Origin of the sequence: Labilibaculum sp. DW002 (assembly GCF_029029525.1) — a bacterium.
In the GTDB taxonomy this organism is placed as follows: domain Bacteria; phylum Bacteroidota; class Bacteroidia; order Bacteroidales; family Marinifilaceae; genus Paralabilibaculum; species Paralabilibaculum antarcticum.
On sequence record NZ_JAKJSC010000003.1, the window covers coordinates 122830 to 147618 of the forward strand.

At 35.3% G+C, this 24789-nt stretch carries 16 protein-coding genes; 12 read left to right on the forward strand and 4 right to left on the reverse strand.

Annotated elements, in window-relative coordinates; all coding sequences use genetic code 11:
- Nucleotides 1-72: 72 nt before the first annotated feature.
- Both L3049_RS14880 and L3049_RS14885 read right to left on the reverse strand, forming a co-directional pair.
- A complete protein-coding gene (locus L3049_RS14880; protein ID WP_275110610.1) occupies nt 73-5019 on the reverse strand; it encodes a tandem-95 repeat protein in 4947 nt (1648 codons plus the stop codon).
- 149 nt (nt 5020-5168) lie between these two features.
- Nucleotides 5169-6356, reverse strand: a complete 1188-nt coding sequence (locus tag L3049_RS14885) for a phosphoglycerate kinase (protein ID WP_275110611.1) — start codon at nt 6354-6356, stop codon at nt 5169-5171.
- A gap of 359 nt (nt 6357-6715) precedes the next feature.
- Between L3049_RS14885 and L3049_RS14890 the strand changes: the two genes are divergently transcribed.
- The 10 genes from L3049_RS14890 (at nt 6716) to L3049_RS14935 (ending at nt 19043) form a co-directional block, all read left to right on the forward strand.
- Nucleotides 6716-7840 (forward strand): DNA polymerase III subunit, encoded by a 1125-nt coding sequence (locus L3049_RS14890; RefSeq protein WP_275110612.1) that lies wholly within the window; start codon nt 6716-6718, stop codon nt 7838-7840.
- Between the two features lie 94 nt (nt 7841-7934).
- Nucleotides 7935-9089, forward strand: coding sequence for a PSP1 domain-containing protein (locus tag L3049_RS14895; protein ID WP_275110613.1), 1155 nt, complete (start codon nt 7935-7937; stop codon nt 9087-9089).
- The gene (locus L3049_RS14900; protein WP_275110614.1) at nt 9086-9556 is read left to right on the forward strand and encodes a gliding motility lipoprotein GldH; all 471 of its coding nucleotides are present in this window, start codon (nt 9086-9088) and stop codon (nt 9554-9556) included. The genes L3049_RS14895 and L3049_RS14900 overlap by 4 nt, the downstream gene beginning before the upstream one ends.
- A 14-nt stretch (nt 9557-9570) precedes the next feature.
- The gene (trmB, locus tag L3049_RS14905; RefSeq protein WP_275110615.1) at nt 9571-10314 is read left to right on the forward strand and encodes a tRNA (guanosine(46)-N7)-methyltransferase TrmB; all 744 of its coding nucleotides are present in this window, start codon (nt 9571-9573) and stop codon (nt 10312-10314) included.
- Entirely contained in the window at nt 10314-10652 is a 339-nt protein-coding gene (locus L3049_RS14910) for an MGMT family protein (protein WP_275110616.1), read from the forward strand. Before trmB ends, L3049_RS14910 begins: the two co-directional genes overlap by 1 nt.
- A gap of 65 nt (nt 10653-10717) precedes the next feature.
- A complete protein-coding gene (locus L3049_RS14915; protein ID WP_275110617.1) occupies nt 10718-11815 on the forward strand; it encodes an Mrp/NBP35 family ATP-binding protein in 1098 nt (365 codons plus the stop codon).
- A gap of 242 nt (nt 11816-12057) precedes the next feature.
- On the forward strand, nt 12058-15633 hold the full coding sequence (gene porW, locus L3049_RS14920; protein ID WP_275110618.1) for a type IX secretion system periplasmic lipoprotein PorW/SprE: 3576 nt from the start codon (nt 12058-12060) through the stop codon (nt 15631-15633).
- Between the two features lie 92 nt (nt 15634-15725).
- On the forward strand, nt 15726-17279 hold the full coding sequence (gene porX, locus L3049_RS14925; RefSeq protein WP_275110619.1) for a T9SS response regulator signal transducer PorX: 1554 nt from the start codon (nt 15726-15728) through the stop codon (nt 17277-17279).
- A 27-nt stretch (nt 17280-17306) separates the two neighbouring features.
- Nucleotides 17307-17723: a tRNA (adenosine(37)-N6)-threonylcarbamoyltransferase complex ATPase subunit type 1 TsaE gene (gene tsaE / locus L3049_RS14930; RefSeq protein ID WP_275110620.1), complete on the forward strand. Its 417-nt coding sequence runs from the start codon at nt 17307-17309 to the stop codon at nt 17721-17723.
- 96 nt (nt 17724-17819) lie between these two features.
- Nucleotides 17820-19043, forward strand: a complete 1224-nt coding sequence (locus tag L3049_RS14935; RefSeq protein ID WP_275110621.1) for an alanine dehydrogenase — start codon at nt 17820-17822, stop codon at nt 19041-19043.
- Here the strand turns inward: L3049_RS14935 and L3049_RS14940 are convergent.
- Nucleotides 19009-19866: an HAD family hydrolase gene (locus L3049_RS14940; RefSeq protein ID WP_275110622.1), complete on the reverse strand. Its 858-nt coding sequence runs from the start codon at nt 19864-19866 to the stop codon at nt 19009-19011. The genes L3049_RS14935 and L3049_RS14940 overlap by 35 nt on opposite strands.
- 277 nt (nt 19867-20143) lie before the next feature.
- Here L3049_RS14940 and L3049_RS14945 point away from each other — a divergent pair, with 277 nt between their 5' ends.
- Both L3049_RS14945 and L3049_RS14950 read left to right on the forward strand, forming a co-directional pair.
- Entirely contained in the window at nt 20144-20689 is a 546-nt protein-coding gene (locus L3049_RS14945; protein WP_275110623.1) for an REP-associated tyrosine transposase, read from the forward strand.
- Nucleotides 20690-20743: 54 nt separating this feature from the next.
- A complete protein-coding gene (locus L3049_RS14950; RefSeq protein WP_275110624.1) occupies nt 20744-21247 on the forward strand; it encodes a hypothetical protein in 504 nt (167 codons plus the stop codon).
- Nucleotides 21248-21323: 76 nt separating this feature from the next.
- Here L3049_RS14950 and L3049_RS14955 read toward each other — a convergent pair whose 3' ends face one another.
- Nucleotides 21324-24728, reverse strand: a complete 3405-nt coding sequence (locus L3049_RS14955) for a hypothetical protein (protein ID WP_275110625.1) — start codon at nt 24726-24728, stop codon at nt 21324-21326.
- Nucleotides 24729-24789 lie beyond the last annotated feature (61 nt).

Sequence of the window (24789 nt, forward strand, 5' to 3'; positions counted from 1 at the left end):
TGAAAAAAATGAAATGATAAGGACAAAAAAATCCCGCTTGCTAATGTGGCAAACGGGATTGTATAATCTAATTTATTCGTGGTATAATTTGGGATTTGGTTTCGGATAAATGGTCATTGTTATTTCACTGCTTTCAACAAAACAGCCATTGCTATCTGTTATGCGAGTTTTTACTTTGTCGCCATCAGCCAATGTATTGGTAGTAAAAGTGTTTCCGGAAACACCAACAGTTTCTTCTGTTCCATTTACGTAAAATTTATACGAATAGGCTGGGTTTCCACCTGATCCAGAAGCGGTAAATACAGAATTTTCACCGTCACAAGTTGAATTTCCAGAAGGGCCACTGATACTAGCTCCAAGGTTTGTACTTACACTTATTTGTACAATTTGTGAATTTGGATTTCCATTAACATCGGTTGCGGTCCATGTGACATCTGTATTTCCCAATGGAAAAGATTTTCCGTTTAAACTAGTTCCGCCGCCATCGTAATTGTGTGTAATACTTGCAATGCCACAATTATCACTTGCGCCAACATCAAATCCGGTTCCACTAACAAGGTAAGTACATCCACTATTATTTGGGTTTACATTTCTGTTTGATGTATTGCTTAAAACCGGAAGAATATCATCAACAACAGTTACGGTAAAACTTGATTGTATAGGTCCATTCCCGGATGCATCAGTATACTCGTAAGTCACAGTAGTGTTTCCCACAGGGAAGTTCGAACCACTTGATAATCCTACAATTAAAGTTCCGTTTTGATCCCCGTCACAATTATCCGTGAATATTGGGCCTGTATAATTTACTACAGCTCCACATATTCCAGCTTCGGCAGTAATTGTGGTATCAGCTTGACTTGTTTTAATTGTAGGGTTGCTATTATCTAAAATGGTGATATCAGTTGTACAAGTTGTACTCGATAGATCCTCGTCAGTTACTGTTAAGATTACCGTTACGATTCCTTTATCCGAGCAATCGAAAGTATTGGGAGAAACAGATAAACTCACTGTTCCACCATCGCTGTCATCATTTGATCCATTGTCTATTTCGGCAGGTGTTAATGTATAGGATCCTGAAGCATCCAAGTAAATGCTTACGCCACTTTTACAAATGGCTACAGGTGGGTCATTATCTACAGTTACATTAATTGAAACAGTTGCTGTATTTGATTCAGCACCTGAATTGTCTTTTATAGTGTAAGTAAAACTATCAGCACCTGTAAAATTATTATTTGGTGTATAGGTTACTTCACCGGTAACAAAATTTTGCGAGAGACTTCCATTTGCCGGACCGGATTTAATCAGAACACTTGCCTTATCTATGGTTTGATTGCCATCAATGTCGGTATCGTTTGCCAGAACATCAATCGTAACGGCTGTATCTTCATTTGTTGAAGTATTATCATTATTTGCAACTGGCGCAGCATCATTATTAAAAATTACGTTTATGCTTGCACTTGCCTGTACTGCATCTCCATTTCCATCCGTTAGTTTATAGGTGAATCCATCCGACCCAAAATATTCTGAATTTGGGGTATAGGTAAATGTACCATCAGCATTAAGCGTAAGGCTACCGTTACTCACATCGCTAACCAAAGAGTAGGTAATTGGCAGATCAAATAAATTCTGGTCATTGCTACTCACATCATCACTAAGAGCTGTGTCTTCAGGAGTTGAATAAGTATCATTATTAGCAATTGGTAAATCATTCATTGGATTTACTGTGATCGAAACAGTTGCTGTAGATTGATCTCCATCAACATCTTCAATTGTATATTGAAATGAGTCGTTACCATTATAATTGGCATTTGGTGTGTAAGTAAAACTGCCATCATTGTTAATTACCAGATTCCCATCTGTTGGATTAGTATTGTTGATCACCAATACAGGAGGATCTCCAAGTCCAAGATCATTGGTCATTACATTGTTTGTTAAAACATCATCTTCATCAACTGTAAAGTTGTCATTACGAGCATCTGGCGTGTCATCATCATCAATGATGGTTCCTGTAGCTTGTCCGAGACCTATGTCAACTTGGCTTGGAGGATTTCCAATTTCTACAGTAAAAGATTCATTTTCTTCTTCCTCGGTGTCTTGGGTTGTTGAGATACCGAGTGTCATGCTTGATTGATTTGCAGGCAAGGTAATTGATGTCCAGCCACTACCAGTAAAATCGGAAGAAGCATTGGCTGTCCCATTTACGGTTCTGTAATCGAAAGTAATATCCGAACTTTTTACAGGGCTTACCGTTATCGTAAAATTTATGGTGTTTCCTTCAGTTGCTGATGCATTTGAAATTGATAGTGTAGGATTTCCTTCATTGTCTAAAATTGTTCCATTTGCTGAGGTATTTCCAAGTACAGCATTACTAACAGATGAAAAATTAACAACAAAGGCTTCGGTTTGCTCATTTGCATTATCATCATTGGTAATAAAGGCCGGAAAGTTAAATGTTGTTTGACCTGCGGGAATGGTTATTGTTCCCGAAGAGAAAGTAGAATAATTTATAAAATCTTGTTGTTTTGCATTTCCAGCCCCATTACTTAAGACGATAGCGTAATTGAAAGTGATTGCTACGTCGGCAGCATGACTTAAATTTGCCTGGAACACAATATTTGTACCTTCTGTTTCACTATCATCAGCAATGTTTATTACAGGCGGTGTTTCGTTATCTATAATTGAAATGTTGGCATTAATATTTCCTGCTGTTGTATTAACCAAACTGCTTAACTGAACTGTGAAAAATTCATTAGTTCCAGGTTCATAAATATTATCATCAATAATATTGAAAGAGATATTTTTACTCGTTTCACCTGCAGCAAAACTTAAGCTACCAGAATATGCTGAAGCTGTATAGTCATTTGGTTGAATTGCGGTATTATCTACTATATTGTAGTTGGTTGTAATTGTTTTACCACTAGCTGTATTTAGATTCACTTGCATTGTAATAGTTCCAGCATCTTCGTTTACTGTTTGATCAGAAACAGAAATTGTAGGCATTGGATCGTTATCATCCTTTATGGTTGCTGTACCTACCGTAATACTTTCTATGGCTTCAACAACATTGGAAATGGTGAAAGTAAAGTTTTCATCATCTTCATTAAGGATATCATTTGTAATTGGTACAAGTATATCAACATAAGCAGAACCAGATGGAATCGTTGCACTACCGGTTTTAGGAGTGAAATCTTGCCCACTAGCAGCTGTTCCAGCTACTGTTTGATAGCTAAAAGTAACATCTACATTATCTGATATTGGCCAAATATGGGATAATTCAACTCGAAATACAGCATTTAAATCAGTACCTTCAGTAACCGTTATATCGGAAGGATTTACAGATAAGCATGGGAGAATTCTAATCTCATTTGAAGGGAAAGATTCCGTAGATGAAGCACCGCAGGGAGACAAACCAGTTACTTTATATCTGCCTGGCTCAGAAGGTTCGTAAGTAGCATCATCATTAGCAGAAACAAGAACACCATCTTTGTACCAGTTGTAGTTTGTAAAACCAGATGCTGTTAAAACAACATTATCACCACACAAGCCTTGTTCTGCAATTTCAGGATTTTGATCAATTTGAGGTATATCTCCAAAACCTGAGAAAAAACCACCACCACCTACATTATTACTTTCAACAGCAAGCATTGCATTTAATGCTCCCGTAGAAGATATGTCAAAAATCCAATTGGAGCCTCCACCATATTTAGTCTTTTGCAATTCAGTTTTAGGTATGTTGTATGCTTCCCAATATGTATTACCAGAAACAGATTGTTTAAATCCATTCGCTAAATTTACTCCATTTAGTTTAATTTGTGAGCCTTCTTGGGTAACTAGCTTTAAAATAGGATTTACACCTAAGCTGGAAAGTTTGTTTGCAAAAGCTACGGTTACCTCTTTATCCGCAGTACATTTTAACGGAGGAATAAAACACAAACCAGCGGTTTGTTTTTTATTGGCACCGGAAAGGGTTTGATAGACAAAAACTTTTTTATCACCATGAATATATATATTCCCATCAGTAGTATTACTAAAATCATTGATACTGGTAAAGAAATAATCTCCAGCATTTACTAACGTTTTTGTTTTAGTATTGTTCTTATAGGTTACTACAGTATTTGCTTCCGTTGCAACAACCAAAGCTCTTTCGTTGTGTTGAGCTCCTCCACTTCTTCCTTCTCCCTTAATTAAAATGTATTCATCACCAACAACATCTGTTGGGACCAATTGATCAAATCCAACATCACGTCCGGGATTAGAGTTTCCATAACCTGAAGCACACCATGAACCAGAACTTACTGCAATAGGTTTATTGGAAGTTATGTGAGTTCCGTTTACCACATTCAGATCTTTAGTTGAGCCTTGTTGTGATTTAATCTGATTCACACTAACGCCAACAACTACCGATTGTCCTTTGTTTAAGCTTATTGTAAAGGTATGTGACGTTTGTCCTGAAAAAAGAATATTAGAATTATCAAACGTAACATTGGTATTGTTTTCAGTCGCCATCACACCTATAAAATGTCCGTTTTGACTATCATACCCGCCTACAGAGGAGTACATATGACCACTATAAAAATTAGTTCCAAATGCAGTTGTACCTTTCGAGGTAAGTAAATCTCCTTGTGCGCCAGATTTTTGTTGGATATTGACAAAGAATTTTTTTGAACCTGAGACAATTAGCCCTTCAATATCCAAAACATTATTCAATTGGGAAGTACCAATTATTCCTTGAGAATTGAGTACACGCCCAGGCCAATTTAAACTAATTTTTTGAGGGCTCGAACTTGATAAACTTACAGTTCTCGTAAAGGTGCCATCATTGTTTCTTATCGTTACATTAAAAGCTGTTGATTCCGTAGTTGTCAACACCATTTGGTGATCCTGTACATTCGAAGATGAACTAGTAAACGAACACATGGGTGGAATATAGTGTAAGCTGTCAACTTGGGCATAAATAACCTCTATTTTCAACACAAGAATAGAGAATATGGCAACAAATACAAGTAGAAATTTTCTCATAAATAAGTAGTTGTAGTTACATACAAAAGTTATGTTACGAAAATATAGTGAAAATGTTTAAGATTTATTGATCAAAAGAGAATAAAAAAACGCAGCCCAATTATGGACTGCGTTGTATTTTCCCCAAAGGGAAGTATTTTGGAATTTAATTATCCTCTAATAGCTTTTACACCTGGTAATTCTTTACCTTCAATGTATTCTAGAAGTGCACCACCACCTGTTGATACATAACTGACTTTATCAGCAAGCTTATATTTATTAATTGCTGCAACAGAATCACCTCCTCCAATTAATGAGAAAGCACCTTTTTCAGTTGCTGTTACAATAGCATCAGCAATAGCTTTAGTTCCTTTAGCGAAAGTGTCCATTTCGAATACACCCACAGGGCCATTCCAAAGAATAGTTTTTGATTCAGCAATAACTTTGAAGAAATTATTAGCCGATTCATCAGCAATATCTAATCCCATCCATCCTTCAGGAATCTCATGTACAGCACAAACTTTAGTATTTGCATCATTTGAGAAATCATCAGCAACCAAAGCATCAGTAGCTAAGTGAAGCTTTACATTATTCTCTTCTGCTTTTGCCAGAATTTCTCTTGCAACTTCAAGTTTATCATCTTCACACAAAGAATTACCAATATTACCACCCATTGCTTTCACAAAAGTGTAAGTCATACCACCACCAATAATCAAGTGATCAACCTGTGACATTAAAGTCTGAATGATTTCAATTTTTGATGAAACTTTGGCTCCCCCCATAATTGCAGTTAATGGACGCTTAGTATCTTTCAATACCTTATCAACACTTGATAGTTCACCTTCCATTACATATCCGAAAAGTTTGGCTTCAGGGAAAAATTTAGCAATAACAGCAGTAGAAGCGTGAGCACGGTGAGCAGTTCCAAAAGCATCATTAATCCAAAGGTCAGCCAAATCAGCTAATTTCTTAGCGAATGCCTCATCACCTTTTTTCTCCTCATCGTAATAACGAAGGTTTTCAAGTAAAAGAACTTCACCTGGCTTCAATTCTGCAGCCATTGTTCTAGCACTTTCACCAATACAATCATCAGCAAACTTAACTTCAACACCAATCGATTTTGACAAGTGAGCAACAATATGCTTTAATGAAAACTTTTCATCTTTTCCCTTTGGACGACCTAGGTGAGACATTAAAATTGCTGAACCATTACCCTCTAATACTTTCTTGATAGTAGGCAATGCAGCACGGATACGAGTATCATCAGTAATTTCGAATTGCTCGTTTAAAGGCACATTAAAGTCTACACGAATAATAGCCTTCTTATCTGAAAAATTGTATGAATCAATAGCTTGCATGATATAATTATATTTAGTTTTTTTCGTGTAAGCAAAGGTAGCTTTTTCTACAAATGACTGCAAAAAAGAAATCGCGAATTGGTCTATCCTTAATTAAGACAGTACTTTAGATCGTGTTGGGAGTAGGTTTTGAAACGATTGCATAAAATTTCAATATTGAATAATTGGTGGTAAAACGTCATTTTTATTACAACTTACGACCAAGATGCTTACTTTTTGCAAAGCACTAGGATATTTTTTTAACTTTGGATACCCTAATGTATTATTCTAGCTAATTTTGCAAATTGAAGGCTGAGAATAAAATAGCAAGACCTTTAGGTCTGCATTAGATTGGCTATAACAGAATCGAAAGTAAATTCATGCAATTTAAAGATATAATTGGGCTTGAATCTGTAAAGAATCAGTTCATACAAACCGTTAAAGAGAACCGAGTTAGTCATGCTCAATTGTTAGTTGGCCCAAAAGGAGTTGGGAAATTACCTCTTGCTATTGCCTTTGCTCAATATGTGTCTTGTCTCGATCAAAAAGAGAATGATTCGTGTGGTGTTTGCTCTTCTTGTAAAAAATATCAAAAGCTAATTCATCCCGATCTGCATTTTGTTTATCCTGTTGTAAAGGGAAAAGGATTTACCAATCCGGTTAGTGATAATTTCATTAATAGCTGGAGAACACAGATTGAGAGCGATCAGTATTTTGATTTGGGAGATTGGTACAAAACAATTGGTGTAGATAATGCTCAAGGCTTAATTTATTCTTCGGAAAGTAATGAGATCATTCGAAAGCTCAATTTGAAAACCTACGAGTCGGATTATAAGATCATGGTTATTTGGTTGCCAGAAAAAATGCATCGTTCTTGTGCCAATAAATTGCTGAAAATGATTGAAGAACCACCTAAAAAGACCTTGTTTTTTATGGTGGCCGAAGAGCCAGAAAAAATTCTTCAAACCATTCTTTCGCGTACGCAAATAGTGAATGTTCCTAAAATCGATTCAACCGATTTGTCAAATGCATTGAATTCAGAATTCAATTTATCTGGAACTGAGTTAACAAATGTTGTGCGTTTGGCGGGTGGAAGTTATCGTAAGGCAAGAATCTTAATCCAGAATTCTGACGAAAATGCTTTTAACTTTGAAAATTTCGTGACCATTATGCGCTTAAGTTATGCACGTAATGTGGAGGGATTAATGGACTGGTCGGAGCAAATTGCAGGCATCGGTCGAGAGCGTCAAAAGAGTTTCTTAAATTACAGTGTTCGAATGGTAAGAGAAAATTTTATTCTCAATTTAAAAAAGCCTGAAATGGTATTTTTGAATGGAGAAGAAATGAATTTTTCTAAGCGCTTTTCACCATTTATTAATGAGGAAAATGTGTGGATTTTAGCGGATGAGTTATCGAGAGCACATGCAGACATTGAAAGAAATGGGAATTCTAAAATCGTATTTTTAGATTTAAGCCTTAAATTGGTTAAATTATTACGACCATAAGAGGCTATTAATTCATTGAATTACTACCTTTAAAGGTTTATAAATTAAATTCATTATTTTTGCGGTCGATTATCGACTAATAATCAATATACATATGATAGAAAATAAGGAACCAAAAGGAAAGTGCGGAGGATGCGCATCCAATAAAAAGGATGATCGACTTCTGGACGGAAAACTAGATGTTTATGATTGGTTGAGTGATGTTCCTGAGAGTGTATTATGTCCAGATATAGTTGAAGTAAAATTTAAAAATACCCGTAAGGGATTCTTCTCAAATTCAAATCAATTAAGATTAAAAAGAGGTGATGTGGTTGCTTTAGAAGCGTCACCAGGACACGATATAGGAATAGTTTCATTGACTGGAGATTTGGTTGTGGAACAAATGCGAAAGCAAAAACTGAACGCCAAAACTTACGAAGCGAAAAAAATATATCGTAAGGCCAAGCCTGTAGATATTGAAAAATGGCACGATGCAATTGCATTGGAGCACAAAACAATGATTAAAGCACGCCAAATTTCTGCTGAGTTAAAGCTCAATATGAAGATTGGTGATGTTGAATATCAGGGTGATAAGACAAAGGCAATTTTTTATTATATCGCTGATGATCGTGTTGATTTCCGTACTTTGATTAAAGTACTTGCGGAAACTTTCAAGATTCGTATTGAAATGCGTCAAATTGGGGCAAGACAAGAAGCGGGAAGAATTGGTGGAATTGGACCTTGTGGCAGAGAACTTTGTTGTTCAACTTGGATTACCAATTTTGTTTCAGTTACTACGAATGCAGCTCGTTATCAGGAGATTTCGCTAAACCCTCAGAAATTAGCAGGGCAATGTGGGAAACTAAAATGTTGTCTGAATTTTGAATTGGATTGTTATATCGATGCTCAAAAGGATTTTCCGAATACGAATATTCAATTGGAAACACAGGATGGTACAGCTTATCATCAAAAGACCGATATTTTCAAGAGAGTAATGTGGTATTCGTACGACAAGTACAATTCGATCAATATGGTCCAGCTTTCTGTTGATACGGTTTTAGATGTGATCAGCAAGAATAAAAAGGGCATTAAGGTTGAAAAATTAATGAGTGAGGCCGTTGCTGAAGCGAAGAAATCTTTAGATTATGAAAATGTGGTAGGACAAGATAGTCTGAACCGTTTCGATTCAAAAGAGAAGCCAGCAAAGAAACGTCCAAAAAGAAAATTCCGTCGTAAACCAAGAAAACCGAATAAACCTTCAGAATCATGAAGCTAGTAAGAATTCTTTGTGTCGCAATACTTGGAGTTTTAGCACTCTCTTGTGATTCGAACAGGGTATACGAAAAATATGAAGACATTCCTGACTTCGAATGGAGTCAGGATCATGTTCTTCGTTTCGAAGTAGACATTACCGATACCATTCAAGCGCATGATTTGTATGTGAACGTGCGCAATTCAGGCGGATATCAGTACAGCAATTTATGGTTGTTTGTACGATCTATTTCTCCTGATAATCAGATCTCTGATCGAAAAATAGAGCTAAAGCTGGCTGATAAAACAGGTCAATGGTTTGGTAGTGGTTTTGGAGATCTTTTTGATTTACAAGTTCCTTATCAGCAAAAGTATGTATTCCCAAAATCGGGGAAGTATGTTTTTGAAATTGTACAAGGAATGTACGATGAGAAATTGAAGGGAATTGCTAATGTTGGAATTCGAATAGAAAAGCAAAATCAATAAAATAATAAATAAAAGTGGGCAAAAATAAATTACAGCGCTTTGCTGAAATGGAGACCTTTAAAAATGTTTTTCAACCTACCCACAACGACGTTTGGGAGAATGACTATCGATTTAAAGGGAATTGGAAGAAGGATGTCTTTAAAAATGATAATCCTATCGTTCTTGAAGTTGGATGTGGTAAGGGTGAGTACTCAGTAGGTTTAGCGAAGCAGTTTCCAAATAAAAACTTTATTGGAATTGACATTAAAGGAGCTCGTATTTGGTGTGGAGCAAAAGAAGCATTAGAAGAGAAACTTGATAATGTTGCTTTTATTAGAACAAAGGCTGAATTGCTTGAATCGATATTCGCTAAAGGAGAAATTTCTGAGATTTGGATTACTTTTCCAGATCCTCAAATGAAAAAAGTGAAGAAAAGATTGACCGGAACTCGCTTTCTGAAGTTGTATAGCAATCTATTATCTCAAAATGGAATTGTTCATTTAAAATCGGACAGTAACTTTTTATACGAGTACACCAAGTACGTAATTGAAGAGAACAAACTAAAGGTTTTAGTTGATACAAATGACCTTTACAAATCAGGAATGGCCGATGAAATTCTTTCCATTAGAACTTACTACGAGCAGCAATTCTTAGATAGAGGTATACCTATCAAGTACCATAAATTTATGTTGGAAGGAAAATCGGATTTTATTGAACCTGATGTGGAAATTGAATTGGATTCATACCGCAGTTTTGGTAGAAATAAAAAGGCTAACTAATGTCTGATTTATATGCTCGAATTTATGATGTGGTTCGCTTAATTCCTTCGGGAAGAGCAACAAGTTACGGCGCAATTGCAAAATTTGTAGGATCTCCAAGAGGTTCAAGAATGGTAGGTTGGGCAATGAATCAATCTCATTCTAGCAAGGAATATACTCCAGCACACAGGGTCGTTAACCGAATGGGTATGCTAACAGGGAAGCATCATTTCCCAGGCGAAAATTTAATGCAGGAACTTCTAGAAAGTGAAGGTATTGTGGTGATTGATGACCAAATACAAGATTTCGATCAAGTCTTTTGGGATCCGTTTAAAGAACTCGATGAGAATTCTATTTAAATTGAATCTAAATACCTACCTTTGCAGGTATTCTAAAAATAATTTAAGATTAAATTCAAAATATTATGAGTTATACTCAAAAACAAGTTACAGATGCTTTACGCTTGGTTCAGTTTCCTGGATCAGATAAAGATATCATGTCCTTGGACATGGTTCGTAATATGCAAATTGAGGGCAAAAAAATTGCGTTCGACTTAGTTTTCCAAAAATCTGATGATCCAAACATTATCCCTTTAAAAAAGGCTTGTGTTGCTAATGTTTTACGTTTTGTAGATAAGGATGCTGAAATTAAAGGAAACATCAAGGTAAAAGCTGTTCACGTTGTTGAGGCACCTTCAGTATTGCCTAAAGTGACCAATATTATTGCGGTAGCTTCTGGTAAAGGTGGCGTTGGTAAATCAACTATTTCGTCGAACTTAGCTGTAGCTTTAGCAAAGGCCGGTAAAAAAGTTGGTCTTATCGATGCTGATATTTATGGGCCTTCGGTTCCAAAAATGTTTGGTTCAGAGAATGCAAGCCCAAAACTAATTCAGATTGATGGTAAGGATAGAATCGAACCACATGAGCGTTATGGAGTAAAAATGTTATCAATTGGTTTCTTTGTTGATCCTGCTCAGGCAACTGTATGGAGAGGTCCTATGGCTTCGAATGCACTTAAGCAAATGATTGAAGAAGGCAACTGGGGCGAGCTTGATTTTGTATTGATCGACCTTCCTCCCGGAACATCAGATATTCACTTAACATTGGTACAAACTGTACCGGTAACCGGAGCTATCGTTGTAAGTACACCTCAAGATGTCGCTTTGGCTGATGCTGTAAAAGGTATTAATATGTTCGAAGGTGCTGGTGTAAATGTGCCGATTTTAGGTTTGGTTGAAAATATGGCTTGGTTTACACCTGCTGAATTACCAGATAACAAATATTACATTTTCGGAAAGGATGGTTGTAAAAAATTAGCTGAAGAAAAAAACATCAACCTACTAGGTCAGATTCCAATTGTACAAAGTATTCGTGAGGGTGGTGATAATGGTACACCTGCAGCTCTAAACGAAGACTCAGTAACAGGTATGGCTTTCGCCGATTTGGCATCAAAATTAATGTCTGCAGTAGACAAAAGAAATACGGATAAGGATCCAACTGAGACTGTAAAAATCACTCGATAGAGTTTAAATATTATGATTTAAAAAGGAGCATTTTGTGCTCCTTTTTTATTTTTGGTTAAATAAGCTTATATTCAGAAAGTTTTAATAATTTTCATACATGTAATTGAGTATGATATGGAATTAATATAACTTATTGCAGTTGAGGTGTTTTGTTGTTTTTGTACTTGTGTGAAATCAATTTTAATTAACCTTTGTATACTAAAATATCGGTTTTAACTGTTAATCTAACAAAAGGATAAGTCTTGGCTAGGAAAAATTTTCGAAAAGGATATATAGGAATTTGTTGTTTGCTATTTGTGTTTGCCTGTTCAAATCAGAAAAATACATTTGTTAGTAGACAGTACCATTCATTGACAACGCACTACAATGTTTATTTTAATGGGAAAGAAAGTCTAAAAGAAGGAGAGCGGAAGATAGAGGAAGGAATTCAAGAGAATTATTCTTTACTATTGCCAGTTTTCGAATATCAGGATCCAACTGCACGTACCTTGTCTTTTTCGAGTATGGATAGGGTATTAGAGAAAGCCACCAAGGCAATTAAAATACATTCTATAACGCGTAAACCAAAGCGAAAAAAAGGGAATCAATCTGATAAATACAAAGAGTTTAGAAAGAAAAAAGAGTATAACGATTGGATCGATGACTGCTATCTTTTAATTGGAAAAGCAAAGTTTTACAAAGGAGAACATCATGTATCCGAGAAGGCATTTGAATTTATATTAAAAGAATACCCAGAATCGGAATTAGTTCCTGAAGCAAAACTAGGATTGGCTAGAAGCTTAATTGATAGAGGAGAATTTATTTCTGGTACTGAAATTTTAGACCGATTAATCGAAGAACCTAAACTACCAAAAGAGTTTATACTTGAAATTTCTAGTTTGAGGGCGAACTTAGCAATCCAACAAAAGGAGTATGAAAGTGGTATTGATGAATTGGAACGATCTATTGAACTTCTTGATTCGAAGAGAAAAAAAGGACGTTTTTACTATCTGATTGCGCAACTTTATCAGAAGCTTGATAACCCAAATTCCGCTTCGCGAACTTTACAGAAATTAATTGATTTAAATGCTTCTTACCAAATGACATTTAATGCTAAAATTAGTAGAGCATTATCGTACACAGGGGAAGAAAATGGCGAAGAGATTCGCAAAACGTTGCGTAAGATGCTTCGTGATGATAAAAATACAGAGTATCAAGATCAGATCTATTATGCTCTTGCAGAGATGGATGTGAAAGATGATGATATGGAATCGGCCGTTCCGAATTATTGGGAATCTACAAAGCGTGCAGTTTTTAATGAAAATCAAAAAGCGATTTCTTTTTTAAAGTTGGGAGATTATTATTTCGAAGATCTAAACTATCCTAAGTCACAAATGTGTTACGATAGCTCGATGACCTATCTTGGTAGTGACTACCCAAATTACAAAGTGATTTCGAAGCGAATTGGAAACCTAACCGAATTGGTAAACAATCTTAACATGGTAACAAGAGAAGATAGTTTGCAGAGGGTGGCTACTTTGAGTTCCAACGAACGAGATAAATTAATTCAAGGGATAATTCAAAAAATTACCGATAAGGAAAGAGAAGCCAAATTGAAGGAGGCAGAAGCAATTTCGGATAGAGCATTCTTTAGCCAGAACAACATGTTGGGTAATTCTAACAGACAGCAAAGCACACAAGGGAATTGGTATTTCTATAATCCAACGAATATTGGCCTTGGGAAATCAGACTTTCAGCGTAAATGGGGTCGTAGAAAACTAGAGGATAATTGGAGAAGAAAGAATAAAGCAGCCTTTAGTTTAGAGGATGCGGAAATGGCTTTAGAGGAAGCTCCAAAGGGTGAAACAGGTACCGATATCATAAAAAAAGATCCTAAATCGAAGGATTATTATTTGGTTGATTTGCCAATGACCAAAGCGGGAATGGAGAAATCTGACGAGAGAATAATGAGGGGATTGTATCAGGCTGCTTTGGTTTACGAAGAAAAATTAAACAATAAAGAGAAGGCCTTGGAGACAATGGCTGACTTGATTGAAAGATATCCGAATAATCCATATCTGCTTTCGGCTTATTACCATTCCTATTCTTTAAACAAGGAGTTGGGGAATACAGCTGCTGCTAATAATTTTAAGAATAAAATACTAAACGAATTTAAAGGTAGCGATTACGCGAAAGCGCTTAATGATCCAAACTATTTTGCAAAAGTTCAGGCAGAAGATCAAAAAGCTAACATATTGTACGAGAGAGCATATGAAGATTTTCAGAATTTCTACTACCTAAGAGTAATTAAGACTTGTAACGAAGGATTGTTGCGTTATCCGGAAAGTGAATTGCGCCCTCGATTCTTGTTTTTACGTGCTTTGTGTATTGGTAGAACGAAAGAGGTTTCTCAGTTTAAGCAGAGCTTAGATCAGTTAATTGCAGCAAAACCAACACCTGAAATTGCGAAAACAGCAAAGGCTATTTTAAAAGGTTTGGAAGATGGAGCTGTTCCAATGCAATACACTGTTATTGATATGGAGCAAGCAAGGCAAAATCGTTTGCTAAGAAATTGGCGAATGGAAGGCGAGCAGGCTGTTGTTGCAGTTAAAAAAGAAAAGAAAGAAAGCTCTGTTAAACCAATATATAAGTTTGATGCCAAAGAAGAACATTTCTTTGTATTGCTGTTTGATAGGAAAGATGCAGATCCTAATCGTACCTTGTTTAATGTTTCGAAGTACAATTCTGAAAGTTACAATAGTCGTGTATTTAAGGTTGATCGACTATCCTTAAATAAGCAAAAGATCATGATTATGGTGAAAGGCTTAAAAGATAAGGAAGATGCTTTGAACTATTTTAATGGAATTATTACCAGCGATAAAGCTTTTAGTGGTCTTGAAAATGCAGATTATCGAAATTTCGTTATTTCGAAATCAAATTTTAATATTTTCAAGAAAAATGAAGACATTGAATCTTACCTTGACTTTTATACGCAAAGCTATTTTAACATAACAAGAAAAAATAGCAAGACCACTGTAAGAAAAAAGGGAAAATTGGTTTCTGTAAATACCAATTTGGACTCAACAACCTTTATATATAAGCCTTCGGAAAACCATAAGTTTATTCTTTTGGTACCATCTAGAAAAGTGAACATTGGTAAGTTAAGAGCAGATATCTTTAATCATGACAAGGATTTTAAAGTAATTAAAGATCAGTACGATATCGATTTGAATATGATCATTGTAAACAATGTTGGGTCGAAGGCTGATGCGATGAATTACTTTAAGAAGCTAACCGAAGATGATAATGTATATACTCAACTAGCAAATGTTGAATATCGAAACTTTATCATTAGCGAAGATAATTTTAAGAAGTTTTACATCAGCAAAACCTTATTCCCTTATCTCGACTTTTTTAAGGAGAACTATTTGCAAGATCTTATTACTAAAACGCCTAAGCCAAAACAGGAATTGGTTCAGGAAGGATTGTATACCTATAATGCGGAAACGCCACATTATTTTGCTTTGGTTTATGCCACCGATAATGTGAATAAAAAGCAATTGCTGAATGGGATTAAGAAATACAATACTCGTAGCTTAAAGGTTGAGGTGAGAGCTTTGGACGACAAACGTGAAATACTATTGGTTACCAACATGCGAAATAAAAAGCAAGCAATGATGTATTTCAGAGCCATTGTTACCAATCGTGCGTTGTTCGAGCCAATTGAAAAGGTTGGTTATCGAAATTTTGTTATTTCTGCTGACAATCTGGAAACCTTCATGAAAAATCCTGATCCGGCTGTTTATCTTCAGTTTTTCAAGAAGTGGTATTTAAATTAGATTCTGTTTCCTGCAAAATAAAAGGTTCTACTTAGCGTTACATCTATTACAAGTTAGGCTGTTTATTCGTTGAACTATTAAAATGAATGTTTGTGAAAGAGACTAAGATACTTTGGGTAGATGATGAAATTGAGTTGTTGAAGCCTCATATCATTTTTTTAGAAGGAAAAGGATACTGCGTAAAATCATGCAATAATGCGCCAGATGCTATTGATATGCTTAGAGATGAGCTGTTTGATTTGGTTCTGTTGGATGAAAACATGCCAGGTATGTCGGGTTTAGAAGCTTTGTCTGAGATAAAAGCTATTGATCCTACCCTTCCCATTGTAATGATTACCAAGAGTGAAGAGGAAGATATCATGGATGAAGCCATTGGAGGACATATTAGTGATTATTTAATAAAGCCAGTTAACCCTAAACAGATTCTTCTGAGTGTTAAAAAAAATACAGATAAGAGACGTTTGGTTTCTGAGAAAACAACCTCTGCTTACCAATCTCGATTTTCGCAATTGGGTATGGAAATAAATGATTGCAGAAGTTTTGAAGAATGGAAACACATTTATAAAAAACTTGTCTTTTGGGAACTGGAACTTGCCGGTATTGAAGATTCCGGAATGGATGAAGTTCTGAAAATGCAAAAAACAGAAGCTAATAATCTGTTTGCTCGCTATATAAAGAAGAATTACTTAGATTGGATGGGTTCAGATACGAGTGATAGACCCTTGTTTTCTCATAATGTATTCAAGGAGAAAGTTTTTCCGTTAATCGATAAGGGAGAAAAAGTTGTCTTTGTATTGATTGATAACTTACGAGCCGATCAATGGCAAATATTATACCCTATTATTAGCGAATATTTTGTGATGAAAGATGAAGATATGTATTGCTCCATCTTACCAACTGCAACACAATATGCAAGAAATGCTATGTTCTCAGGTTTAATGCCATTGGATATACAGAAAAGGTATCCCCAATTATGGATTGGGGATGATGAAGACACAAGTAAAAACTTGCATGAAGAAGAATTAATTGATTTGCATTTGAAGCGAAAATTCAAAGATGTGAAGTTTAATTATGAAAAAATCAACTCCAAAAAGACTGGTGCAAAAATAATTGATAGTATTTCCACATTATTGGATGCACAATTAAATGTATTTGTTTACAATTTTGTTGATATGCTTTCTCATGCACGTACCGAGAGTGAGATGATCAGAGAACTCGCTAATGATGAGGCAGCTTATCGATCGTTAACAGCCTCTTGGTTTGAACATTCTCAATTGCTCGAGTTAATAAAGAAACTTTCAGAGGAGAATGTAAAGTTGATTATCTCTACAGATCATGGCTCTATTAGGGTGCAAAATCCGATTAAGGTAGTTGGAGACAGACAGACAAATGCGAACCTGAGGTACAAGATGGGAAAGAACCTGAATTACAATGCAAAACAAGTTTTTGAGGTTACTGACCCACGAAAAGCACTCTTACCGCAAGTAAATGTAAGTTCTTCGTATATATTTGCAACAGGAGAAGACTTTTTAGCCTATCCTAACAATTATAATTACTACAGTTCATATTATAAAAATACCTTTCAACATGGAGGTATTTCCTTAGAAGAAATGTTAATTCCTTTAATAACTTTGAGCCCTCGTTAAAAGTTAGTTATCAATTGTTTTTTTAAGATGAGTGTATTAAAAATTAATTCACTGGAAGAAATAAATGCAGTTGCAAAAGAATTTCTTTCATTAGTTGGAGATAAGAGAATATTTGCTCTTCAGGGAGCAATGGGAGTTGGTAAAACGACTTTTGTGAAAGCGGTTTGCGAAGAATTAGGTGTTGAGGATACGATTAATAGTCCAACCTTTGCTATTGTTAACGAATACCATACAGCAAAAGATAAATTAGTGTATCACTTCGATTTCTATAGAATTGAAGATGTACAGGAGGCTTACGATTTTGGTTACGAAGATTATTTCTACAGTCAGGCAATGTGTTTTATCGAATGGCCAGAAAAAATAGAATCTATTTTGCCACAAGACACGGTAGAAGTTCTTTTTGAAGAACAAACCGATGGCACTCGCTCAATTATGATTCACTAATATCCCCCGCAAATAAAAACAGAGTATTTAAGCAAAAATTTCTTAAATTGTAAGTTCAATATACCTGTTTAAGTTTAATACCATTACAATTTGCATATGGGGCCATTAAGTGAAGGATCAAGGAATTTTCCACTCGGACAAGAATTTTATCAGCCGAAAGAGGAAATGTTGGAAATTGAGCGTCGACGTAAACAGTTGGCTATTGGTATTCCTAAAGAAGACCACAAAGGCGAAAATCGAATTTGCCTAACTCCACAATCTGTAGAAGTTTTAGTGAACAATGGTCACGATGTGATGCTGGAACGTGGCGCAGGCTTAGCTTCAAATTATACCGATAAGGAGTATAGTGAGAATGGAGCTTTGATTGTGAACGATAAAAAGGAAATTTACCAGTGCGATGTAGTAATGCAGGTTTCTCCTTTTTCGCATGCCGAAATTGATATGCTACGAGGAAATCAAATCCTTTTTTCGGCCCTTCAAATGAAGAGTCAATGTGGCGAGAATATTCGCAAGCTAATGCAGAAAAAAGTAACTGCAATTGCTATGGAATTGGTGAAAGATCAGAATAATTTCTTTCCTGTTGTTCGTTCTATGGCCGAAATTGCAGGAATCTCATCGGTAATGATTGCCGGAGAATATTTGAGCAAAGCTCACGGAGGAAAAGGTGTTATGCTTGGTGGAATTACGGGTATTACGCCAACCGAAGTTATTGTGCTTGGTGCAGGAACAGCATCAGAATATGCTACTAGAGCAGCCATGGGTTTAGGAGCGATGGTTAAAGTTTTTGACGATTCCATTTACCGCTTGCGCAGATTAGAAGATCATTTAGGTCATCGAGTATTTACTTCTATTTTTCATCCTCATGTTTTGGAAAAAGCATTGGCTTCGGCCGATGTAGTAATTGGTGCGTTACGATACGAAAAAAACAAGAGTGGTTTTATCGTTACCGAAGATATGGTAGCCAAAATGAAACCAGGATCTATAATTATTGATCTGAGTATCGATCAGGGAGGTTGTTTCGAAACTTCGATGATGACAACACATAAGGATCCTGTTTTTAAAAAATTTGGCGTATTGCATTACTGCGTGCCAAATGTGCCTTCTCATGTTTCCAGAACTGCTTCTCTTGCTTTGAGTAATATTTGCTCTCCTTTGTTGTTGCAAATTGGACACAATGGTGGCGTTCATCAGTTTATTAAGCACGATATGGGCTTGCGCCATGGAACGTATATTTACCGAGGAATATTAACCAACCGTCGTTTAGGAGATTCTTTTGGAATTTTGGCTAAAGACATCGATTTGCTGCTTGCTGCGATGTAGCTTGAAACGTTTCATTTACAGCTTTAGAAAATCCGTCATCGGTAACACTTTCCGTTACCTGATATTTGGCTTTTAATTCTTTAGGAGCATTGGCTACAACAAAACTGTGCTTTCCCCATTCTAATAAATCGATATCATTGTAATCATTACCGATTACAAAGGATTCACTTGCTTTAATTTTTAGATTATCGCAAAGCCATTGGCAGCCACGTCCTTTTGAAATGTGCTCAGGAAAAATTTCCATCCAAATGGATTCATGATCCAATGGTGAAGTAGCACGAATGATTTTAATGTCCGTAAATTTTGTTTTCAACTCTTCAAACCAATCTACTTTATTGGGCAATATGGCTAAAATTTGGCAAGCATCTCGTTTGGTGTCAGACAATTGTCCAACTGGTGTTGCAAATTGCTTATATAAAGCTAGTCTTCTGTCAAAATCGGGGTTTTTATTTCCACTTTGGTAGTACCAAAATTGATGGTTGAGCGGAATTGGATCCAAAATCATAAAATCAATTTCATGGTCGATTAAAATTTCAGATAAATCCTGAACTTCACCTGCTTCAATTTGTTGTGAGTAGATTAATTCTTTCGTTTCCCATTTCATGATTCCCGCACCCGAAGAGAAAATCAAGTAATCGATTGGAAAATTTTCAGGCAAAACTGCCATTGCAGAATAAAGTGTTCTTCCCGTGGCAATTACTCTTGTAATTCCTTGATCTTTTAATTGGAGCAGTGTGTTGTAATTCGTTTTGCTGATGCTTCCCTGCGAAGGGAGTATTGTTCCATCTAAGTCGGTAACTACGATTTTTATATTCTGAGCCATAAAAGAGAATTTTGGGAAGAATCCCCAATTTACAGATTTAGCTTGAGAATTGGCTCATAAACAAATTAAAATATGTGCTTTGACTAATTCTTTGAGCTAGTAGTATCTTTTAATTGATTAGTTAACCCCAATCCTCCATTTTGAAAATAATTGAGTACTGTCTTTTAAGTTTACCTCCCCCTCCCGCAAGTCTGTGACTTGTGATTAATAAAAAGACATAATAATATCAATTTTATAAATTATTGTTACATTAGATCGTTTTTACTAATGGGTTATTATGAGTCGTAATTATAAATTTAGGGATCAGGAAAGTCCATATTTTATAAGTTTTGGAACAGTACATTGGATAGATGTTTTTGTACGGTCACAATATAAAGATATACTTGTTGATAGTCTAAATCATTGTATTCAAAACAAGGGTTTAGTGATTTACGGATGGGTAATAATGACAAGTCATATTCATTTGATTATTGGAACAAAGCAGGAAAAAATGCAAGATATTGTTCGAGATTTTAAAAAATATACATCAAAAGCAATTGTACAGGCAATTAGAGAAAATCCAAGGGAAAGTAGAAGAGAATGGATGTTGTGGATGTTTGAGCGTGCAGGTAAGAAGAATGGAAACAACACGAACTTTCAATTTTGGCAACAAAACAATAAACCAATTGAATTAAGTGATACAATAATGATAGATCAAAAACTCAATTATTTGCACAATAATCCTGTTGAAGAAGGTTTTGTAATTGAGTCGCATGATTACAAATATAGTAGTGCGATAGATTATGCCGATGGAAAGGGATTATTAGAAGTTGAGTTAGTTTAGAAACCACAAGTCGCAGACTTGCGGTAGTTGGGGAATCAATAAAACGAGGAAGAAATGGGCAAAAAGATATATCAGCTTTTTAAGCGGCTTAAAAGCATATCATTACTACGATTTGTGAAAAATTTAGTCTTTCTGATAATATTTGGTTTTGTAATTCATTTCGGATATGAAATTTGGAGTCGTTATATGAAATATAGAATTTGTGGAAGAGTCGATTTTGCAAATTTCACTCTTCCTTTAACAGATTACTATGTAGAGTATGAAAGGTGCCCTAAGGAGATTTCTGAATTATTACAATATATGTATGGTAAATCATATGAAAGAGATTATATACTTATTGAAATGAGCGAGAAATTGGAGTTGAAAATTATTGAAAGAGAAAATAAACTATTTATTTACGATGTTGGTTTTGATGGTGTTGATGACCTACTTGAAAAAAAAATAATTATATATTATGAGACTAAGTTTTCTGAGATTTTTTTTAAAGATGGGGATATTCTGGTGTATCGTGCAGAATATTCAAGATTTAAAAAAAATGATTTATTATTAATTGAATGATTTAGATAGAGAATTTTCCACTTATCGCAAGTCTGCGATTTGCAGTAATTAGCAAAATAAAAATTCAATTAAAACTTTAAAAATAAGCTCTCACGTCTACGTTACCAACATGAATTGTTTTGCCAATTTCGCTGCTGCGACCATTATAGGAAACACTAAGCTGAAATAATTTAGATAGTTGTTGATTGTATCCAAGACTCCAGGTTGTGTTGTTGCCAGGTAAAAAACCTTCTAGCATTTCGTAGGCAATGGAACTATTCGAATCTGAATTGTAATCAACAGTTAGAAAATTTACCGTTGCCATTATTTTGGCTGATTTTGCAAGTCCATAATTGCATTCAGCTCCGATATTATGAGTGCTTGATTTTTCTGTAGCTAAAACATTTTCCTTGTCGTTATAGGTGTAGTTTAAGCCAAACTGAAATTGAATGGATGGCTGAAATTTAGCTTGCAACTCATTTTTTATTTCTTCAATAGAATAGTTCTTATCCGTGAATGATTCATTGTTTAATTTCTTTTTGCCAAAATCAACTCGATTGCTCAATTGATTCGAGTTTCCAATTTTCCACTGAAAGCGAAAGCCGTTTTGAGTAAATTTTCTACGTTCGAAACCTTGCGTTAACAGCTGTTTCCCATTACTGCTTAGGTGAATTAGATCCCAATTGGTTTTCGATTTTGGTTTTTTGTACGAGAAGGTATTCTGGAAGCTAGAGTTAATTGTTATTAGGTTTTCGTTAGATGCATAAGCCTGAAATGGATTGGCATAGAGCTTGAAATCATCTTTCAAACTTTTCTTAGCCAAACGATAGGCAAATCGGTTACTAAAGCGTTTAAAAAAGGAGACGAATTTCTTTTTTGACTTTAATTGTCTTAAGCGCAAATTAAAGGTTTGGCGAAATTCACTAGTATATACTTTTTGATAATTGTTCGTATTGGTTCCAATTCGAATGTAATTTGCTTCATCTTTAAAGCTGGCAATCTCAAATTCATTGATTTCTTTTACCTCATTCTCATTGTAATCCGTCCAACGATAAATTCCTTGCCCTTGGTTTACTTCAACATACGAAAATTCTTTTTCGCTTTCTAAACCCGATCCTAACTCATAATAAGTAGAAGTTTGCAATAAACCTTTTTTAATATTGCTTCGATGTTCCAACTTAGCCAGAAAAGTATTTTCTGGCTTTTCATCTGAATAATTATCGTCAAGAATGGATAGTTTTCGGTAAATGGTTTCAATTTTAAGCTGATTTTTACGGTTCTTTTTTAGCCAAATGTTTGCGCCAAAATCTTGCGATTCACTTTGTTCACTAAGTTTATTTTCTCCAGCTAAATAATCTTTTCTCTTTTGATAATAAACCTGAAAGTTGTTAATGGAAGAATCTCGATTGGTGATATAGAATTTGTAAGAATTAAATGAAAAACTGTTCTGTAGTAGGCTGTTATCAGCCTTATTTTTCCATTGGTTGTTTTCATTTTCGGTTTGCACACCAATTTTTGCAAAGTTTAATAAGTAAGAAGTGTTTAGCTGATGACGATAAAAATCACTATCCAATTCATCTTGATCTGTACTAAGAGAATTACCATTAAAATCGATAGCCAGATTTTGTTTTGCAAAGAGGAAAGCCAAAGAATGTTTGTTTCCTTGGTAGTTCGATTCTTTATTTAAGATCGAAAAATCATAGGTAGCTCGGCCCCAATTTTGGTTCGAGAAAGTATTGCTTAAGCCGTAGTAACTTTCATTCGAATTGGTAAAGTCATCTTGAAGATTCCAGTCTCTTTCGTATTCTGTGGTACGAAATGGTTCTATTTCTGAAAAATTTTTATCGATATGACGAAAAGTAAATTGGCTTGTGAAAGATTTCAATGAATCCGTAAAATCGAATCTCTTTTCAAGAGAGAAATCTATCGCAGTTCCTTGGTTGTCCTTATCATCAAGCGACGAAAAAGTATTCACATCATTGTTGCTAAGTGCCAATTCAAAGCTTGAGTGTAAATTTTTACCAAATTTGCTTTCTCCGCCCAAAGTGAACAATTGTTTCTTTTCTGGTGCTACCAGTTGAACGATCGGCTCATAATCTCCCTGAGGAATTCCATTTGTAGGATCAATCCATTGGTAAACAAGACCATTAGCCGCACCATTTACTTGTTGGTAGTTTCCGTTGTTTAGACCAACATAAGAGAAGTTTGCTCGGTAAATTGCACTATCAGCATTTGTCGAATACTCATAAACATCGTAGGCGATTCCTTCAATTAAGCGACTTGTTTTTTTGTAAAGAACAAAATCATTAGAGTATTCTACTTCCTTAACGTTTGGTACTTGAGCCAATTCTAATTGATCACCAATATCGCTCAACAATTGTTTATTTTCATCGCTTAAAGATTGATCGATTGATTGATTTTTACTGTCCTGCTCGTGATAGAAATTGAACCAGAATTTTCCATTTTTGGTTTTCAACTCATTGCTATTAAAGAGTAGGTAGCGTGAATAGTTTTCTTCAGAGTATTCGAACTCCACAATTATTCGGGAATTCCTTGTAATTGCCTGTTTGGTGGTAAAACTAAGTTCTGATGTGTTGTAATTGATCACGTAATCGTTGTTTTCACCTCGGTCAAGTAATTTTCCATCCAAGTAAACTTTTTCGGTGCCAGCCAAAACCACAATATACCTTTCGTTGTTGGCTCCTGTTAATCGGTAAGGACCTTGAATTCCTTCTAAACCATCAATTGTCATTCTGTTGAACTTTCCTTTGGCGATGGATGCGCTTATGGTCGATTTAAATTCTGTTTCGCCAGTTTTGCTTTTGGAAACTAAACCAGAAAATCTTCCTCCCTGTACTTTTTTGTAGAATTTCATGAATTTGCCGGTTGGCGATTCTAACTCGTAATCTCCTAAGGTCAATTCTTTTGTATCGTCGTAAAGTTGAATGTAAATCCGATCAAAATCTTGAATGTTTTGCGTGTTGCCATCGGGTTGTATGGGAATGTTGTTATCCGAAATGGCAGCAAGAATATTAATATCTTCACTTAGTTTTCCTGATAATTGTAGGTTGAGATTCGAATTGACAACCACATCTTGATTGTTTCCATAAGAGATTCCTCTCGTGTAATTTCCTTGTTTCTCGAGCTGACCACCAGAAAATAAACTACTCTTATTTTTTGGAGCTCGAATGGCAAATTTATTAACGCCTTTCTTTGCTGATAGATTGATTTGGGAAAGGTCTCTATGGTAAGTAGTTTTTGAAATATTATAATCAAATATTCGATATTCAATTGAAATAGAGTCAGTAATGGTTTTTAGCTTAGCTGAAGGAATAAACAATCCTTTGCTCAATACGATTTCGTACCAAGATTTATCGATGAGTTTGTTTTGCTGGGATACTTTAAGTGTTGCAGGTAGTATTAATAAAGAATCCAACTGAATTGTATCCCTGTTTAGGTGAATAATCTTGCTTCTTAAATTGCTTTGTGTTTGCCCAAGCATTTTAAAACCAGATAAAATCAGCAATATGAAAAGCAATCGAAACCTCAAATGATGTAATTGT

What these genes read in the sequence shown, in the direction of transcription:
- L3049_RS14945 (WP_275110623.1), top strand. Translation starts at nt 20,144, where the DNA reads ATGAGTCGTAATTATAAATTTAGGGATCAGGAAAGTCCATATTTTATA.
- tsaE (WP_275110620.1), top strand. Translation starts at nt 17,307, where the DNA reads ATGAGTGTATTAAAAATTAATTCACTGGAAGAAATAAATGCAGTTGCA.
- L3049_RS14950 (WP_275110624.1), top strand. Translation starts at nt 20,744, where the DNA reads ATGGGCAAAAAGATATATCAGCTTTTTAAGCGGCTTAAAAGCATATCA.
- L3049_RS14955 (WP_275110625.1), bottom strand. Translation starts at nt 24,728, where the DNA reads ATGCTTGGGCAAACACAAAGCAATTTAAGAAGCAAGATTATTCACCTA.
- L3049_RS14895 (WP_275110613.1), top strand. Translation starts at nt 7,935, where the DNA reads ATGATAGAAAATAAGGAACCAAAAGGAAAGTGCGGAGGATGCGCATCC.
- L3049_RS14915 (WP_275110617.1), top strand. Translation starts at nt 10,718, where the DNA reads ATGAGTTATACTCAAAAACAAGTTACAGATGCTTTACGCTTGGTTCAG.
- L3049_RS14880 (WP_275110610.1), bottom strand. Translation starts at nt 5,019, where the DNA reads ATGAGAAAATTTCTACTTGTATTTGTTGCCATATTCTCTATTCTTGTG.
- L3049_RS14900 (WP_275110614.1), top strand. Translation starts at nt 9,086, where the DNA reads ATGAAGCTAGTAAGAATTCTTTGTGTCGCAATACTTGGAGTTTTAGCA.
- L3049_RS14890 (WP_275110612.1), top strand. Translation starts at nt 6,716, where the DNA reads ATGCAATTTAAAGATATAATTGGGCTTGAATCTGTAAAGAATCAGTTC.
- L3049_RS14935 (WP_275110621.1), top strand. Translation starts at nt 17,820, where the DNA reads ATGGGGCCATTAAGTGAAGGATCAAGGAATTTTCCACTCGGACAAGAA.
- L3049_RS14910 (WP_275110616.1), top strand. Translation starts at nt 10,314, where the DNA reads ATGTCTGATTTATATGCTCGAATTTATGATGTGGTTCGCTTAATTCCT.
- L3049_RS14940 (WP_275110622.1), bottom strand. Translation starts at nt 19,866, where the DNA reads ATGGCTCAGAATATAAAAATCGTAGTTACCGACTTAGATGGAACAATA.
- L3049_RS14885 (WP_275110611.1), bottom strand. Translation starts at nt 6,356, where the DNA reads ATGCAAGCTATTGATTCATACAATTTTTCAGATAAGAAGGCTATTATT.